This is a genomic window from Mesorhizobium sp. L103C105A0 (genome assembly GCF_000502215.1).
GTDB lineage: Bacteria > Pseudomonadota > Alphaproteobacteria > Rhizobiales > Rhizobiaceae > Mesorhizobium.
Map to the genome: position 1 here is coordinate 19,339 of NZ_AYXF01000005.1, position 16,385 is coordinate 35,723.

Here is a 16,385-nt window from a genome sequence, read left to right on the forward strand (position 1 = left end):
TCACATGCCCTGATAGACCGGGCCTTCGCCGCCTTGTGGCGGCACCCAGTTGATGTTCTGGTTGGGATCCTTGATGTCGCAGGTCTTGCAGTGCACGCAGTTCTGCGCGTTGATGACGAAGCGCACATCCTTGGCAGACGGATCGGCGGCGGCGTTGCCGTCCTTGTCGACCCATTCGTAAACACCGGCCGGGCAATAGCGGGTCGAAGGCCCGGCAAAGACATCATGCTCGGAACGCTTCTGCAACTCCATGTCGCCGACGATGAGATGCACCGGCTCGTTTTCCTCGTGATTGGTGTTGGACAGGAACACCGAGGACAGGCGGTCGAAGGTCAGCACGCCGTCCGCTTTGGGATAGGCGATCTTCTTGTGCTTGGCCGCGGGCTCAAGCGTGGCATAATCGGCCTTGCCATGTTTCAGCGTGCCGAAGGGCGAGAAGCCGAACAGCGTGTTCAGCCACATGTCGAGACCACCGAGGCCGACGCCGATAATGGTGCCGAAGCGCGACCAGAGCGGCTTGACGTTGCGGACCTTCTTCAAATCCTTGCCGATATCGGTCGCGCGCCAGGCGTCCTCATAAGACGACAGTTCGTCATTGGCGCGGCCGGAGCCGATCGCTTGCGCGACATGCTCGGCCGCCAGCATGCCGGACAGCACCGCATTGTGCGAACCCTTGATGCGCGGCACGTTGACGAAGCCCGCCGCACACCCCATCAGCGCGCCGCCGGGGAAGGAGAGTTTCGGCACCGACTGCCAGCCGCCTTCGGTAATGGCGCGCGCGCCATAGCCGATGCGCTTGGCGCCCTCGAAGGTGCGCGATATCGCCGGATGCGTCTTGAACCGTTGGAATTCCTCGAAGGGCGACAGCCAGGGGTTCTTGTAGTTGAGATGCAGGACGAAGCCGACCGCGACCTGGTTATCCTCGAGGTGGTAGAGGAAGGAGCCGCCGCCTGTCTTCAGGTCGAGCGGCCAGCCGAAGGAGTGCTGCACCAGGCCCGGCCGGTGGTTCTCGGGCTTGACCTGCCACAGCTCCTTGAGGCCGATGCCGTACTTGCCGGGCTCACGGCCGTCGGACAGTTTGTATTTTGCGATCAGCTGCTTGGACAGCGAACCGCGCGCGCCCTCGCCGATCAGCACGTATTTGCCCATCAGCGCCATGCCCGGCGCAAAGCCCGGGCCATGTGTGCCGTCTTTTTCGACGCCCATGTCGCCGGTGACGACGCCCGTGACCGCGCCGGCATCGTTGTAGACGAGGCTGGCGGCAGCAAAGCCCGGATAGATTTCGACGCCTAGCGCTTCAGCCTTGGTTGCCAGCCAGCGGCAGACATTGCCGAGCGAGACGATGTAGTTGCCGTGATTGTTCATCAGCGGCGGCATCAGGATATTGGGCAGACGGAACGAGCCGGCGGGGCCGAGCACCAGGAAATCGTCGGCCGTAACCGGCGTCTTGAAGGGGTGGCCATCTTCCTCGCGCCAGCCCGGCAACAGGCGGTCGATGCCTATGGGATCGACGACGGCGCCTGACAGAATGTGGGCACCAACCTCGCCGCCCTTTTCCAACACCACGACGGAAAGCTCGGGATTGACCTGCTTGAGACGGATCGCTGCGGCAAGGCCCGCCGGGCCGGCCCCGACGATGACCACGTCGAATTCCATGCTCTCGCGTTCGATCTCGCTCATCAACCCCTCCGCTCTGGCCAACCGTTTCCGGCATTTTGCTGGCTCCTGCGCTGCATAGCGCATCAATCCGCGACAGGAAACCGGCGCTGACGTGACAATGCCGATTTCGACAAAAAGTCGCGGATAACAACTCTGCCGCAAGCGTTTTGCGCGCGGCCGCGCTCAGCGTCCCATATTTTAATTGTTCGACGGCTCTCTTATCGGCCATACTTATTTCCATGCGCACGCCGTCCGGCTATTCATTGACGCGCTTCCCCCTTCCGCCCGGCCGGACCTGCCGAGCGATCCTTCTCGCCCTTTCAATGCTTACGCCGGTTCGCGCTCAGGCCGAGCCGGTGAAGGTGTGGGCGACCGGCGCCTATTCCTTTTCCGACGAGCTTGGCGGTTTCCACATCACCGGCGCCTCGGGCACCGGCACCAAGGAAGATCCGTTGGTCATCTCCGAGGAGCTGAATTCGTCGACGCCGGTGACGCTCACCATCCGCACCACCAAACCGATCCAGCCGTTCAGCACCAACGGCGAATTCGCCAACGGCATCCTGTACATGCGTATCGAGGTGCTCAACAACAGCGGCCAGGCCTGGGTCGAATTCCAGTTCGAGCTGCAGGAGATACTCAACCAGCCGAGCGTGTTCGGCGACGGCCTGTCCTTCGACCAGCGCAACAAGACGCCCGACAACATCCTGTCGAGCGCGTACGCCGATTTCGACCGCGATTTCGAACCCTATGACCGGCTCTTGTTCAAGAGTGGACAGATCGACCCGCTGAAGAGGGGACGCTTCCAGTTTCTGATCACCGACTACACGCCGCGCTGGACGTTCTATCTGGTGCAGGATCCGCGGATACCGACGGGGTAAGCGGCAGACGCCGTGAAAATCGCCACGAAATGCCCTTCGTGATTGGCGAAAGCCGACGAGCGCGTAATCTCCCTCCTTGAGGGGGAGATTACTAACCGCCCAACCTTGCAAATCGTCTCTCGGCGGACGAATGTGCCCGGCATGACTGCCGCCTCCCCCAACAACCGATCCGACCTAGCCGAGTTGCTCGCCTTCTACGCCTCTGCCGGTGTCGACGAAGCGTTGGAGGACGCGCCGGTGAACCGGTTTGCCGGGGCAGCACCGAAGCGCCCCGAGCGCACAACGGCGCCTGCCGCGCCGCCTCGCGAAAACAAGTTTCCGGAACAAGCCGCCGCCAGCCCCGGGCTGGACGCAAGCCGGGTGCCGGACGCGCCGGCGCGTTCCGTTCCGGCCATGGCGACGGTGCCCGACGAGGCACAGGCGGCCCTGGCCCGGCAAATGGCGGCAAGTGCCTCGACGCTCGACGAACTGCGCCAGCACATGGCGTCGTTCGATGGCTGCAACCTCAAATTCACCGCCAAGAACCTGGTCTTTGCCGACGGCAATCCGGAAGGTTCGGTGATGTTGGTCGGCGAGGCGCCCGGCCGCGACGAGGATATTGAGGGCCTGCCCTTCGTCGGCCGCTCGGGCCGGCTGCTCGACCGCATGCTGGCGGCGATCGGGCTTGACCGGACTTCGGTCTATATCGCCAACGTCATTCCCTGGCGGCCACCCGGCAACCGCACGCCGACGCCGCACGAGACCGAAATCTGCCGTCCCTTCATTGAGCGGCAGATAGAGCTGGTCAATCCGAAGGTGCTGGTCAATCTCGGCGGCCCTTCGGCCAAAACCCTGCTCAACACTACCGAGGGCATCCTGCGCCTGCGCGGCAATTGGCAGGTGCACACGACGGTGTCGGGCACTGCCATTCCGGCCATGCCGACGTTGCACCCGGCCTATCTCTTGCGGACCCCTGCGCACAAGAAGCTAGCCTGGCGGGACTTTCTCGAGGTGAAGGCGAAGTTGCGGGAGGTGGGGTGAGGCGCGCCTCTTCCTTCCACCCTTGTGGGGGAAGGTGGATCGGCGCGCAGCGCCGAGACGGATGAGGGGTGTTCCAGCGGAGTGAGACGTTGGCGTTCCCTGGAACACCCCTCATCCGACCGAGCTTCGCTCGGCCACCTTCTCCCACAGGGGGAGAAGGGAGAACCGCGCCAATGACCTCAGAGGTAATTGAAATACCGCCCGCCCCGGCCTACTCATCCTCCCATGACAACAGTCCAAACCTCCGCCGGCAGCCTGATCCGCGAATGGCGCACGCGCCGGCGCATGAGCCAGCTTGATCTCGCAATGGAGGCTGAGATTTCCCAGCGTCATCTCTCCTTCGTCGAAAGCGGCCGCGCCGCGCCCTCGCGCGAGATGGTGCTGCATCTGGCCGAGCAGCTTGAGATTCCGCTGCGGCAGCGTAATCAGCTGTTGCTGGCTGCCGGCTTTGCCCCGAGCTTCAGCGAGCGGCCACTCACAGATACGACGCTGGCGCCGGCGCTTGCCGCGGTCGAGAGCGTGCTCAAAGGGCATGAGCCGTTCCCCGCCCTGGCCGTCGACCGGCACTGGAACCTGATTTCCGCCAATGCCGCCATCGGCCCGTTTCTGGCCGATGTTGCCGAGCCGTCGCTGCTCCAGCCGCCGGTCAATGTGCTGCGCCTCAGCCTGCACCCGAACGGCATCGCACCGCGCATCGTCAATCTCGCGGAATGGCGGGCGCATCTGCTGGAGCGGCTGAAACACCAGAACGATGCCGCCGGCGGTCCCGTCCTGGTCGAGCTGGAGCGCGAATTGCGAACCTATCCGTCCGGGCTCAAGGGTGCGCGGCCGGTGCCGGTCGAGCCCAACGGCATCGTCCATCCGCTGCGGCTGGCGCATGGCGACCAGGTGCTGTCCTTCATCAGCACCATCACCGTCTTCGGCACGCCGCTTGACGTGACGCTGTCGGAACTGGCGATCGAGTCTTTCTTCCCGGCCGACGAGCAGACGCGAGCGGTGCTGGTGCGGCTGGCGAAGGAACGTGCGGAAGCTAACTGAGCCAACCCCGCGGACCTCCTCACCCCTGTGGTGGCGCTGCCTTGCGCGTTCGGGTGCGTTCCAGGCCGAGTTGGCGCTCGCGCCAGATGATGAACATGCCGGCGGCAACGACGATCACACCGCCGACGAGCGTGTTGAAGGTGGCGATATCGCCAAAGGCGAAATAGCCGACGACGACACCGAGGATCATCGAGGTGTATTCGAACGGCGCCACCACCGAGGCCTCGGCGTGGCGATAGGCTGCCGTCATCAGGATCTGCGCCAGCCCGCCGCAGAAGCCTGCGGCGACCAGAAGGCCGGTCTGCAATAGCGTCAGCGCCTGCCAGCCGAAAGGCAGCGAAAACAGCGCCATGACGCTCGCCGTCGCCGAAAACCACAACACAATGGTCGCTGTCCGTTCGGTCTGAACCAGATTGCGCACGAGCAGGATGGCATTGGCGGAGATTGCCGCAGAAACAAGAGCAGCGATGACGCCCAGCACCTCCTGGTCGCCGAGCGCGGCGCCCGACGTGAGCAGCGTCAGCTCCGGCCAGGAGATGATCAGCACGCCGACCAGACCGACCGCAACCGCGCTCCAGCGATAGACGCGAATGGCTTCGCCGAGGAATAGCGAGGAGAACACCACCACCAGCAAAGGCTGGGCATAGTTCAGCGTGATCGCTTCCGGCAGCGGCAGCCGGGTCAGCGCAAAGAAGCCGAGCCCCATGGCGCAGACGCCGACGACACCACGTGCGATGTGGTTCAGCGGGCGTTTGGTGGCAAACGCCGTGCCCAGTTTTCTCGTGAAGGCCAGGAAGACGATGATCGGGAAGATGGCGAAGAAGGAGCGGAAGAAGACGATCTGGCCGGCCGGCAAAGTGCCGGCGGCCTTGATGCAGGTTTGCATGCTGACAAAGACCGCCACCGACATGATCTTGAGCATGATCCCGGTGAGAACATTAGAGCGCCGCGCGTCGTCTTCGACGCGCAAAGGACGCTCTGACACTTTGAATCTGCGCATCGTGCTTTCCAAAAATCGACATTGATTTTTGGGCCGATGCGCGCCGGGATGATCGGACAGTTTCCCGCCCGCTTCGTCTCCAGGCCCGGCTTTCACTGTTTTGTTGCTTCCCGGATCTCCGCTGAGATGCGCGTCGAACGACGCGGTACACAGGCGCCCATGCCGAACTTCGATGTGACGACGGTCATCAAGGCCTCACGATAATGGCGGAAGGGGAACGCCCCGAAATAGGCATTGGCGCAGTTTTGTCGAGTGACCGTTTCGTGTAAAGAGCGCGCAACTTTAGATTTAATGGGCCAGGACACGTCAGCGGCTCCGATAGCGACAGGGAAACCCAAGGGAATGCGAACCGATACCGGCCAGGTCTTCAAGCTCGAAGACTACCGCCCCAACGACTTTTCCATCCCGCAAACCGGCCTCACCTTCCGCCTTTCGCCAGACGCAACGCGTGTCACCGCAGTGCTGACGATCGAACGCCGCGATGGCGCCGCCGCCTCGACGTCGCTGGTGCTGGACGGCGACGGCCTGGTGCTCAAGCGCATTGCCATCGACGGTCGCGAGCTTGCCCCGGCCGAGTATCTCGCCACGCCGGACCAGCTGACCATTTTGAGGCCGCCGCCCCGTTTCCAGCTGCTGCTCGAGACCGAGATCGCGCCGGCCAGCAATGAGGCGCTGATGGGCCTCTACCGCTCCAGCAATGTCTATTGCACGCAATGCGAGGCCGAGGGCTTTCGCCGCATCACCTATTTCCTCGACCGCCCCGACATCCTGTCGGTCTATACCGTGCGTATCGAGGCGAGGCTGGACGAAGCGCCGCTGTTGCTTTCCAACGGCAATCCGGTCGAAAGCGGCGCGCTTGCCGACGGCTGGCACTTTGCAGTCTGGGACGACCCCTTCCCCAAGCCGTCCTATCTGTTTGCGCTCGTGGCCGGCAATCTCGGCAAGGTTGCGGACAGTTTCGTCACCATGTCCGGGCGCGAGGTCGAACTCGGCATCTATGTCGAGCCAGGCAAGGAGGGGCTTGCCGGCTACGCCATGGATGCGCTGAAGCGCTCGATGCAATGGGACGAGCAGGCCTTCGGCCGCGAATACGACCTCGACGTCTTCAACATCGTCGCCGTTTCCGACTTCAACATGGGGGCCATGGAGAACAAGGGCCTCAATATTTTCAACGACAAGTATGTGCTGGCCGACCGGGAAACCGCCACCGATGCCGATTTCGCCAATATCGAGGCGATCATCGCGCATGAGTATTTCCACAACTGGACCGGCAACAGGATCACCTGCCGCGACTGGTTCCAGCTCTGCCTCAAGGAAGGGCTGACGGTCTTTCGCGACCATGAATTCTCCGCCGACCAGCGCTCGCGCGCGGTCAAGCGCATCGCCGAAGTGCGCACGCTGAGGGCACACCAGTTCCCCGAGGACCAGGGACCGCTGGCGCATCCGGTGCGGCCGCGCCGCTACCGCGAGATCAACAATTTCTACACGGCGACGGTCTACGAAAAAGGCTCGGAAGTCGTGCGCATGATCCGCACTATCCTCGGGGCCGAGGCTTTCCGCGCCGGCATGGACCTCTATTTCGAGCGCCATGATGGCGAGGCCGCGACGATCGAGGACTTCCTGAAGGTGTTCGAGGACGCCTCCGGGCGCGACCTGTCGCAGTTCGCGCTCTGGTATCACCAGGCGGGCACGCCGAACCTGACCGTCAGTTCGACGCACAATCCGGCGACGCGCGAGTTTACGCTTGAGATCGAGCAGTCGGTGCCGCCGACACCGTCGGAGAGCCGCAAGCGCTTGATGCACATTCCGCTCGCCTTCGGGCTGGTCGGCGCGGGCGGTGAGCCGGTCGCCTATGATGGCGTCGAGGGAGCCACCGTCGAGGACGGCGTTATCCACATCCGCAAGCGCCGTCACATGGTGCGCTTCTCAGGCGTCGCCGAGCGGCCGGCGGTGTCGCTCAATCGCGGCTTTTCGGCGCCGATCACACTTTCGGTCGAGCAGAAGGCCGACGACCAGTTCTTCCTCGCCGGCCATGACAGCGATGCCTTCGCGCGCTGGCAGGCGTTCAACACGCTGCTCACCGATGCGCTGATAGCGGCCTTCCGCCAGATCCTCGGCGGCGCGAAGCCGGCTTTCACCGCCAGGCTGACCGGACTTGCCGGCAAGATCGCCGGCGACGAGACCCTGGAACCTGCCTACCGGGCGCTGGCGCTGTCACTTCCGGGCGAGGCCGACATTGCCCGCGACATCGGCACGAACATCGATCCCGACGCCATCTTTGCCGCTCGCGAGGCGTTGGCGCTGGCAATCGCGCGCGCCAATCAGCAAACGTTCACCGACCTATACGGCCGCCTCGCCGGCGACGGGCCGTTCAGCCCTGACGCGGCAAGTGCGGGACGCCGCGCGCTGCGCAACATCCTGCTCGACTACCTCTCGCTGCTGCCGAAAGGTGCTGCGCTCGCCGCCCGGCATTTCGAAACCGCGACCAACATGACCGACCGCGCCGCAGCGCTGACCGTCCTTGCGCACCGCCATGACGGTTCGCCGGAGGCGATCAAGGCGCTGGCCGATTTCGAGGCGCGTTATGGCGCCGATCCGCTGGTCATGGACAAATGGTTCCAGATCCAGGCCAGCGTGCCGGGACGCCGGACAGTCGACACGGTACGCGAGCTGACTGGTCACGCAGCTTTCTCGATGGCCAATCCGAACCGGGTGCGCTCGCTGGTCGGCACATTCGCCAGCGCCAACCAGACCGGCTTCCACCGCGCCGATGGCGAAGGCTACCGGTTTTTTACCCAGACCGTACTCGAGGTTGAAAAACGCAATCCGCAAGTGGCGGCCAGGCTGGCGACAGCGCTGCGCTCGTGGCGCTCGCTGGAGCCGGGCAGGCAAGCCAAGGCCAGGGAAGCGCTGCTGGCCATCGCCGGTGCCGAGAACCTGTCGGCGGATTTGCGGGACATTGTGGAGCGAACGCTGGCCTGATCCCTCCCCCTTGAGGGGACGGTGGACAGCCGCCGAAGGCGGATGGACGGGTGGGGTCGTTGCGGCAGTGCGCGACCTCGACCAACTTCGACCGTGATTGAGAGAGTCGAGCGCTTCGCCGAGGACCCCACCCGGCCCTTCGGGCCACCCTCCCCTCAAGGGGAGGGATTTCAGCGTTATTTCAATCAATTTTTAATGTTTTTCGGCCGCGCCTCTGGACAAGGCGAATCACCTTTGATTCTTTACAGACGATTCGGATGTGCGGTGTTGCCGGATCGTCAAGCGTACGGAAATTCGGGGAGTGCCATTTATGGCCAAGGCGGACGCGTGGGGCGCGCCCGAAGGGACGGCTTTTGAGCGGCGCAAGGCGCGAGGCGACGGCCTCGCCGGCAATACGCGGCTCATCGCTGAACCAGCCTACCGGCGGCTCCTGGCTGCCGAACCCCTTCTGCGCCGTTCGATACCGGCTCTCATCATCATCTTCCTGATCGTCATCGCCGCACTGCGCGTGCTGTCGCTGATGAACGAGCGCGACGAGGCCGAGCGCGACGGCAAGGCGGTGCTAGGTCTCGCCGCCGGCCAGATGGCGAACGCAATCTCGGCCGACCCGACCGCGGCATCCAGCGGTGCAATTGATCTTCTGGAAAGCACGAGCCGCCAGGGCGCCATGGGCAGAAGCCATGTGCTTGTGATCACCGACAGCGCCTTCAAGATCATTGCCGTGTCGCCGCTGTCGACCGGCTGGCAAGGGCGATCGCTGGACAGCCTGGTGCTGGACGGCCAGCCGCTGTTCATGTTCGGCGACCGCGCCGGGGTCATGGATGTCAGCATCGGCGGCCAGGACTGGTACGCGGCGGTGAGCCTGACCCGGGACCGCAAGAACGCCGCCGCCGTGCTGGTGCCGCAGGAAGCGGTGTTCGACAACTGGCGCAAGACCGTCTCGCTCAACGTCACGCTGTTTGTGCTGACAGCCGGCGTGCTGATCATCATCCTCTACGCCTATTTCGGCCAGGCATCGCGCGCCCAGACAGCCGACCGCATCTATCTCGAAGCCCATCAGCGCATCGACATGGCGCTGGTTCGCGGTCGCTGCGGCCTGTGGGACTGGGACATGGTGCGCGGCAAGATGTACTGGTCGCGCTCGATGTACGACATGCTGGGCTACGAGCCCTGCAACTCGATGCTGTCGTTCGGCGAGGTCGACGACATCATCCACCCTGAGGACGGCGACCTGTTCGAGCTCGCCAACAAAATCGTCGAGCGCGAGATCGACCATATCGACCAGGTGTTCCGGATGCGTCACGCCGACGGCCAGTGGGTGTGGATGCGCGCCAGGGCCCAGGTGATCGACCCGGAAGCGCCTGAGATCCAGCTGATCGGCATTGCCGTCGACGTCACCGAGCAGCGGCATCTGGCGCTGCGCTCGGAGGCGGCCGACCTGCGCCTGCGGACCGCGATCGAAAACATCAACGAATCCTTCGTGCTGTGGGATGCCGCCCAGCGCCTGATCATGTGCAATTCCAAATACCAGAAGGACAACGGCCTGTCGGACCGCGACGTCATGCCGGGCGCTGCGCGCGCCGTGCTTGAAGAGCGCATGCTGGCCTTCGCCTCTGAACGGCGGCTGGCCAACACCAACGGGCCGCAAGGGGGCGCAACCTTCGAGCGGCAGCTCTCCGACGGCCGCTGGCTGCAGGTCAACGAACTGAGGACCCGGGACGGCGGCACGGTCTCCGTCGGCTCCGACATCACCCAGATCAAGCTGCACCAGGAAAAGCTGGTCGACAGCGAGCGCCGGCTGATGGCGACCATCCACGACCTCAGCCTCGCCCGCCGGGCCGAGGAAGAGCGCGCCAAGGAACTGGTCGAGCTCAACCGCGAATATATGAAGGAAACCGAGCGCGCCGAGGCCGCCAATCGGGCCAAATCCGAATTCCTAGCCAACATGTCGCACGAGCTGCGCACGCCGCTCAACGCCATCATCGGGTTCTCCGAACTGATGGAACAAGGCCTGTTCGGGCCGCTCGGTTCGCCGCGCTACGAGGAATATGCCAACGACATCAACGGCAGCGGCAAATATCTGCTCGGCGTCATCAACGACATACTCGATATGTCGAAGATCGAAGCCGGCCAATTCTCGGTGGACCGCGAGGAAATCGATCTCTGCCCGCTGATCCGCGAGACGGTGCGGGTGATCTCGCTGCAGGCGGCGGAGAAATCGATCACGGTCGAAACCCGCATCGCTGATACGATGACGCTGTTCGCCGACCGCCGGGCGATCAAGCAGATCGCCATCAATCTGCTGTCGAATGCGGTGAAGTTCACCGGCCAGGGCGGCCATATCTCGGTGCGCGCCCGCAACACGTCAGGCGCGCTGGTGCTGACCATCGAGGACAATGGCTGCGGCATTCCGAAGGAGGCACTGAGCAAGCTTGGCCGCCCCTTCGAACAGGTGCAGAACCAGTTTTCGAAGAACCACGCCGGTTCCGGCCTCGGCCTTGCCATCTCGCGCTCGCTGGCCGAGTTGCAAGGAGGAGCGCTGAAAATCCGCTCGACCGAAGGCGTCGGCACGATCGTGTCGGTGCGCATCCCGGTGAAGAAGGCGCAACCGGCGGTGAAGGCGGCGGCCTGACGGCCCGCCAATGCCAGCGGTGCTCTCCGCTGCGTTCAAGGACTGAGTAGGCGCGGTCATGTAAGGACTCCGGCGGCTTCGCCGCCGGAGCCACAATCACCACTCACTCCATGCTGTCGTCGCCGCCGTCCCATTGGTGGTGGCGGCCCATGCGGCCTTTCTTTGGGAGTTCGTTGCGCTCGATCTTGCCGTCATTGTTGCGGTCGAGCATGGCGAACACCTTCTTCTCACGCCCGGTGATGTCGTCCGTGGTCAGCGTGCCGTCGCCCTTGGTGTCGTAGCGGGCGACGATACGCTTTGCCATTTCCTCGAACCGCGCCTTTTCCAGCGCGTCGGCGAGCTGGGCAACGGTCAGCTTGCCGCCATTGTCGGCGACCAGCTTCTTCAGCCGCGCGTTCATGGCGTCGGAAAACTGGTCGAAGCTGATGGTGCCGTTGGAATCCTTCATCGCCTTGTCGAGGCGCATCATCGCGCCCTCGCGCATTCTGGCGCTGGCATTGTTCTCGGCATAGGCGGTGGTGCCAACGGCGCCGGCAAGCGCGACGAAGGCAAGGGCAAGTCCGGTTGTCTTTCTCATGGGTATTCTCCTGTTGCATCGTCACCCCCGATGCGATCCGAAACAGCCGCCAGCGCTTCACGCCCTCACAACCGTTTCGTACGAAGCAAAAGGTCGAAATCCTTTCTGACCTTTTGCGACGTCTCCTTGAGGTGTGCTTCCAGCACACCGAAATCCGGCAGGTCAGTCACCGCCAGAAGCAGATCCGACAGTCCCGGCGGAACGTCATCGCGTTCGAATGCGCCGGTGAGGCAAAGCCGCGTCATCTGGGTCAGCGCCAGATAGAGCTGGTAGGCTTCGCAAAGCTGCTGCCTGACGTCAGCCTCGGCGAAATCCGGCGACAGATGCGCCAGAATTTCGCCGGTCGCGGTCACCCTGCGGCCGGCTTCGACCTGCCCGGTTATAACCGCCACCTGCGCGATGAATTCGAGGTCGATGAGGCCGCCGGAGATGAGCTTGATGTCCCAGAGATCGCGCGGCGATTTTTCCTTCTCGATCAGCGCGCGCATCTCGGATGCCTCCGCCCTCACCTTGGCGGCGTCGCGCGGCAAGGCCAGAAGTGCCGCCACCTCGGCCTCGACCTCGGTGCAAAGGGCCGCGTCGCCGCCGATGGCGCGCCCCCGGGCCAGCGCCATGTGCTCCCAGGTCCAGGCCTCCTGGCGCTGGTATTTCTTGAAGGCATCGATGTGGGTGGCCACCGGCCCCTTGTTGGCGGATGGCCGCAAGCGCAGGTCGAGCTCGTAGAGAACGCCTTCGGCGGTCGGCGCCGAGACAGCCGCGATCAGCCGCTGCGTCATCCTGGTATAGTAGTGCGATGGTGCGAGCGGCTTGTCGCCTTCGGACTCGTCGGCATCCGCGTCGTGGTCGTAGAGCAGAATGAGGTCAACATCGGAGCCGGCGGTGAGCTCGCGGCTGCCGAGTTTGCCCATGCCGAGCAGCGACACGGTGCCGCCGGCGATGCGGCCATGACGCAGCGCGAATTCGGTGGTCACCGCCTGCAATGCGGCGTCGATGGTGAGGTCGGCGAGATCGGAAAAGGCGCGGCCGGCGCGCGCCGCGTCGATCGAGCCGGCGAGCAGCCTGACACCGATCAGGAATTTCTGCTCGGAGGCAAAGATGCGCAGCCGGTCAAGCACATCCTCGTAGGGCCTGTCGCCATCGATGAAAGCGGCCAACCGCGCTGAGAGATAGGCGCGGTTGGGCAGTTCGGTGAGCAGCGCCGGGTCGAGCAGACCGTCGAAGACATGCGGGCGCCTTGTGATGATTGCCGCCAGCCGAGGCGCGGCGCCCATGATCGTCGCCATAAGCTTCAGCAGAGCGGGATTCGACTGCAGCAGCGAAAACAGCTGGATGCCGGCGGGCAGGCCGGCGAGGAATTCATCGAAGCGAACCAGCGCCTCGTCGGCCCGGCGCGTCTGGCCGAAGGCTTTGAGCAGCGCCGGCGTCAGTTCGGTCAGCCGCTCGCGCGCTTCCGCCGACTGGGTGGCGCGATAGCGGCCGAAATGCCAGCCCCGAATGACGCGGCAGATGTCGCTTGGCCGCTGGAAGCCAAGGCCATGCAAGGTCTGCAGCGTGTCGGGATCGTCGACATCGCCGGTGAAGACCAGATTGCCGACGCCGGCCGACAATTCAGGCGCGGTCTCGAACAGCGCGGCGTAATGGCGCTCGACCTCATGCAAAGCCGCGCGAAAGGTTTCGGCAAATCTGGCGGCATCGGCAAAGCCCAGCATATGGGCGATGCGTTCCAGCCCTTCATCATCGTCGGGCAGAATATGCGTCTGCTCGTCGGCGACCATCTGGATGGCGTGTTCCACGCCGCGCAGAAACCAATATTGCTGCGTGAGCGCGTCGCGTGCATCGGCGGTGATCCAGTTGCGCGCCGCCAGCGCACCCAGCATCGGCACAGTCTCGCGGCCGCGCAGCTCCGGAAAACGGCCGCCGGCGATCAGTTGCTGGGTCTGGACGAAGAATTCGATTTCGCGAATGCCGCCGCGGCCGAGCTTGACGTTGTGTCCTTTGACCGTGATCTCGCCATGACCCTTGTGGGCATGGATCTGGCGCTTGATCGAATGAACGTCGGCGATCGCCGCATAGTCCATGTATTTGCGCCAGACATAGGGCTGCAATTCCCGCAGGAACGCGTCCCCGGCATCGAGATCGCCGGCCACGGGACGCGCCTTGATCATGGCGGCGCGCTCCCAGTTCTGGCCGCGCGCCTCATAGTAGCGAAGTGCTGCCTCGACCGGGATGGCCAGCGGCGTCGAGCCTGGATCGGGACGAAGCCTCAAATCGGTGCGGAAGACATAGCCGTGCCCGGTGCGGTCCTGCAGGATGCGGACCAGCCTGCGGGTCAGGCGCGCAAACAGCTCTGTGGCGTCGAGCGGATCGACGATTGCCGGCGCATCCGGATCGAAGAAGACGACCAGGTCGATGTCGGAGGAGAAATTCAGTTCATGCGCGCCAAGCTTGCCCATGCCGAGCACGATCCAGCCGGATTGCCGTGACGGATTTTCGGGATCGGGCAATTTGAGCTTGCCTTGGCTGTGCGCCTCGCGCAGCAGGAAGTCGACCGCCGCGCAGGTGCAGGCATCGGCGAGATTGCTGAGGCGCCTTACCGTCAGCGCTGCATCGGCCTCGCCGGAGAGGTCTGCAAGTGCGATCAGGAAGTGAGCTTCACCCTTCCACTGCCTGAGTTCCATCATCAGGCTGGATTCGGAAACGGTCTCGGAAAAGGCGGCCTTGCCGATCGCTTCGGCGATGGCGAGCAGCCGAGCCTCGACACTGCCATCGAACAGCGCGTCGAGGATTTGCGGCCGGCGGCGCGCGACATCGCGGAGGAAGGGCGAGAGGTCGAAGACGGCAGCGAGAAACTCCTGTGCGGCGCCCTTGCCCCCTAGGAATTTCGCCAGCCGCGGCAGGTTCTCGTCCTTGGCATCGCCAGCGATCTCCGACAGTTCACGCCGGGCGCGGGCCTCATCCAGCGGCGCGAGCCGCGCCGCCAGTTGCAGGCGCCATTCGGTCTCGATCCGTTTCGCAGCCATCCTCACCGCCATCAATGGTCCTCCCGCGCCGGGAAGCTCATGATAACGGACAATCCGGGATTGGCAGGCAGAAGTTCAAGCCGGCCATTGTGAAAAGTCATGATCGCCTTGGCGAGGCTGAGGCCAAGACCGGATCCCGGCTGCGAGCGGCTCTTTTCCAGCCGCACGAAGCGCTCGGTCGCCCTGGCGCGGTCGGCATCGTCGGGGATGCCATGGCCATTGTCGGAAACGGAAAGGCGGATTTCGTGACCGACGCGCTGCAGGGCTACGCGCACGGCAGGCTTTTCCGTCGCATCGGTCGAGTATTTGATGGCGTTGTCGACGATGTTCGACAGTGCCTGGCCGATCAGCTCGCGGTTGCCATCGACGGAAAAATTCCCGTCCGCGGCAGTTTCAAGCACCACGCCAGCCTCCTCCGCCACCGGCTCATAAAGCTCGACAACGTCATGCACCGCGGCGGCGAGATCGACCTTGCTGGTGCTCTCCGAGGAATAGCCGGCCTCCAGCCTGGAGATCATCAGGATGGCGTTGAAGGTTTTTATCAGCTGGTCGGATTCGGCGATGGTGCCTTCCAGCGCCTGCCGGTAGTCGGTGGTCTTGTGCTTGCCCGAAAGTGTCGCCTCAGCGCGGTTGCGCAGTCTGGTCAGCGGCGTCTTCAAATCATGGGCGATGTTGTCGGAGACCTGCTTCAGCCCTTCGTTGAGCGTCGCTATCCTGGCCAGCATGGTGTTGAGGTTTTCCGACAGGCGGTCGAACTCATCGCCGGCGCCGGTCACCGGCAGCCGTCCCGTGAGATCGCCGCCCATGATGCGGCGGCTTGCCTCCGAGACGCTGTCGATGCGCTTCAGCGCGGCGCGGCCGACAAGGAACCAGATCAGCAGCCCGCCCAGGCCCATCATGCCCAGCGCCAGCATCAGGGCGCGGCGGACGACGGCGCGGAAGCGCTCGGGCTCGCCGAGATCGCGGCCGACCAGCATGATCATCTGGTTGGGCAGCCGCAGCACCAGCGCGATGGCGTTGTGGCCCTTCTCGCCCTCGGGCTGAATTTCGGTCTCGCCGGGCTGCGCGCCATTCGGGTCAGAAGCCTGGTTGCGCTGCCGTTCGAGCTCACCTTCGCCGAAACGGCGATAGGAGAAGGGTTCGGTCGTCCAGCCATCGGTCTCGAGCACCCCCGGTGCCAGGCTCTGCACGTTGCCGGTGAGGATCTGGCCGTTGACATCGGCAATGAGATAGAGGTTGGCGCCGGGCTGGCGCGAGCGCTGCTCGACGACGCGCACCAGCCGCGGCAGGCCGCCGCTCTGATAGGCACGGGCGAGGCCGAGCACCTCGTCATTGATGGTCTGCTGGGTCTGGCCGGTCAGCATGCGGGCCGACAACGACGTCATGTAGAAGACCAGCAACACGGCACATAGCGCGAAAAGCAGGAAATAAAGCGCTGAAAGCCGCGCCGCCGTCGTCCTCATGATGGCCGGCAGGGAAAGGGCCATCGAGTTCTAGCTCATGATGAGATTTGGCTGAAATCTCATCATGACCTACCCCTTTGTTGGAGCATGATCTTCTCCAAAAACCGGTACCTACT

At 64.0% G+C, this 16,385-nt stretch carries 11 protein-coding genes; 5 read left to right on the forward strand and 6 right to left on the reverse strand.

All coding sequences use genetic code 11. The features are described from left to right. Window positions 1-1,680, reverse strand: a complete 1,680-nt coding sequence (locus X727_RS148960; RefSeq protein ID WP_023727629.1) for an electron transfer flavoprotein-ubiquinone oxidoreductase — start codon at window positions 1,678-1,680, stop codon at window positions 1-3. 302 nt (window positions 1,681-1,982) lie between these two features. Between X727_RS148960 and X727_RS148955 the strand changes: the two genes are divergently transcribed. The 3 genes from X727_RS148955 to X727_RS148945 all read left to right on the forward strand — a co-directional run bounded on the left by X727_RS148955 (window position 1,983) and on the right by X727_RS148945 (window position 4,595). Next, complete coding sequence (locus tag X727_RS148955) at window positions 1,983-2,537, forward strand: hypothetical protein (protein ID WP_032889263.1); 555 nt, start codon at window positions 1,983-1,985, stop codon at window positions 2,535-2,537. Between the two features lie 141 nt (window positions 2,538-2,678). Next, window positions 2,679-3,557: a uracil-DNA glycosylase gene (locus X727_RS148950; RefSeq protein ID WP_023670194.1), complete on the forward strand. Its 879-nt coding sequence runs from the start codon at window positions 2,679-2,681 to the stop codon at window positions 3,555-3,557. Window positions 3,558-3,782: 225 nt separating this feature from the next. Further along, a complete protein-coding gene (locus tag X727_RS148945) occupies window positions 3,783-4,595 on the forward strand; it encodes a helix-turn-helix transcriptional regulator (protein ID WP_023834429.1) in 813 nt (270 codons plus the stop codon). A gap of 19 nt (window positions 4,596-4,614) precedes the next feature. Here X727_RS148945 and X727_RS148940 read toward each other — a convergent pair whose 3' ends face one another. Both X727_RS148940 and X727_RS1000000167975 read right to left on the reverse strand, forming a co-directional pair. Further along, window positions 4,615-5,517: a DMT family transporter gene (locus X727_RS148940; RefSeq protein ID WP_245274179.1), complete on the reverse strand. Its 903-nt coding sequence runs from the start codon at window positions 5,515-5,517 to the stop codon at window positions 4,615-4,617. Between the two features lie 170 nt (window positions 5,518-5,687). Next, on the reverse strand, window positions 5,688-5,900 hold the full coding sequence (locus X727_RS1000000167975) for a hypothetical protein (RefSeq protein WP_155922471.1): 213 nt from the start codon (window positions 5,898-5,900) through the stop codon (window positions 5,688-5,690). A gap of 37 nt (window positions 5,901-5,937) precedes the next feature. Between X727_RS1000000167975 and pepN the strand changes: the two genes are divergently transcribed. Both pepN and X727_RS148930 read left to right on the forward strand, forming a co-directional pair. Continuing rightward, window positions 5,938-8,577, forward strand: coding sequence for an aminopeptidase N (gene pepN, locus X727_RS148935; protein ID WP_023834431.1), 2,640 nt, complete (start codon window positions 5,938-5,940; stop codon window positions 8,575-8,577). A 310-nt stretch (window positions 8,578-8,887) separates the two neighbouring features. Then, window positions 8,888-11,209, forward strand: coding sequence for a PAS domain-containing sensor histidine kinase (locus X727_RS148930; protein ID WP_023670189.1), 2,322 nt, complete (start codon window positions 8,888-8,890; stop codon window positions 11,207-11,209). Between the two features lie 103 nt (window positions 11,210-11,312). Here X727_RS148930 and X727_RS148925 read toward each other — a convergent pair whose 3' ends face one another. The 3 genes from X727_RS148925 to X727_RS148915 all read right to left on the reverse strand — a co-directional run bounded on the left by X727_RS148925 (window position 11,313) and on the right by X727_RS148915 (window position 16,293). Next, the gene (locus X727_RS148925) at window positions 11,313-11,786 is read right to left on the reverse strand and encodes a hypothetical protein (protein ID WP_023715676.1); all 474 of its coding nucleotides are present in this window, start codon (window positions 11,784-11,786) and stop codon (window positions 11,313-11,315) included. 65 nt (window positions 11,787-11,851) lie between these two features. Continuing rightward, window positions 11,852-14,812 (reverse strand): bifunctional [glutamine synthetase] adenylyltransferase/[glutamine synthetase]-adenylyl-L-tyrosine phosphorylase, encoded by a 2,961-nt coding sequence (locus X727_RS148920; protein ID WP_245274180.1) that lies wholly within the window; start codon window positions 14,810-14,812, stop codon window positions 11,852-11,854. 5 nt (window positions 14,813-14,817) lie between these two features. Next, window positions 14,818-16,293, reverse strand: coding sequence for a HAMP domain-containing sensor histidine kinase (locus X727_RS148915; RefSeq protein WP_023742645.1), 1,476 nt, complete (start codon window positions 16,291-16,293; stop codon window positions 14,818-14,820). Window positions 16,294-16,385: the final 92 nt, after the last annotated feature.

Bases quoted from the DNA above. Each gene is read 5' to 3' on its own strand.
- X727_RS148940 (WP_245274179.1), bottom strand. From the start codon at position 5,517: ATGCTCAAGATCATGTCGGTGGCGGTCTTTGTCAGCATGCAAACCTGC.
- X727_RS148930 (WP_023670189.1), top strand. From the start codon at position 8,888: ATGGCCAAGGCGGACGCGTGGGGCGCGCCCGAAGGGACGGCTTTTGAG.
- X727_RS148915 (WP_023742645.1), bottom strand. From the start codon at position 16,293: ATGGCCCTTTCCCTGCCGGCCATCATGAGGACGACGGCGGCGCGGCTT.
- X727_RS148960 (WP_023727629.1), bottom strand. From the start codon at position 1,680: ATGAGCGAGATCGAACGCGAGAGCATGGAATTCGACGTGGTCATCGTC.
- X727_RS148955 (WP_032889263.1), top strand. From the start codon at position 1,983: ATGCTTACGCCGGTTCGCGCTCAGGCCGAGCCGGTGAAGGTGTGGGCG.
- pepN (WP_023834431.1), top strand. From the start codon at position 5,938: ATGCGAACCGATACCGGCCAGGTCTTCAAGCTCGAAGACTACCGCCCC.
- X727_RS148950 (WP_023670194.1), top strand. From the start codon at position 2,679: ATGACTGCCGCCTCCCCCAACAACCGATCCGACCTAGCCGAGTTGCTC.
- X727_RS148945 (WP_023834429.1), top strand. From the start codon at position 3,783: ATGACAACAGTCCAAACCTCCGCCGGCAGCCTGATCCGCGAATGGCGC.
- X727_RS148925 (WP_023715676.1), bottom strand. From the start codon at position 11,786: ATGAGAAAGACAACCGGACTTGCCCTTGCCTTCGTCGCGCTTGCCGGC.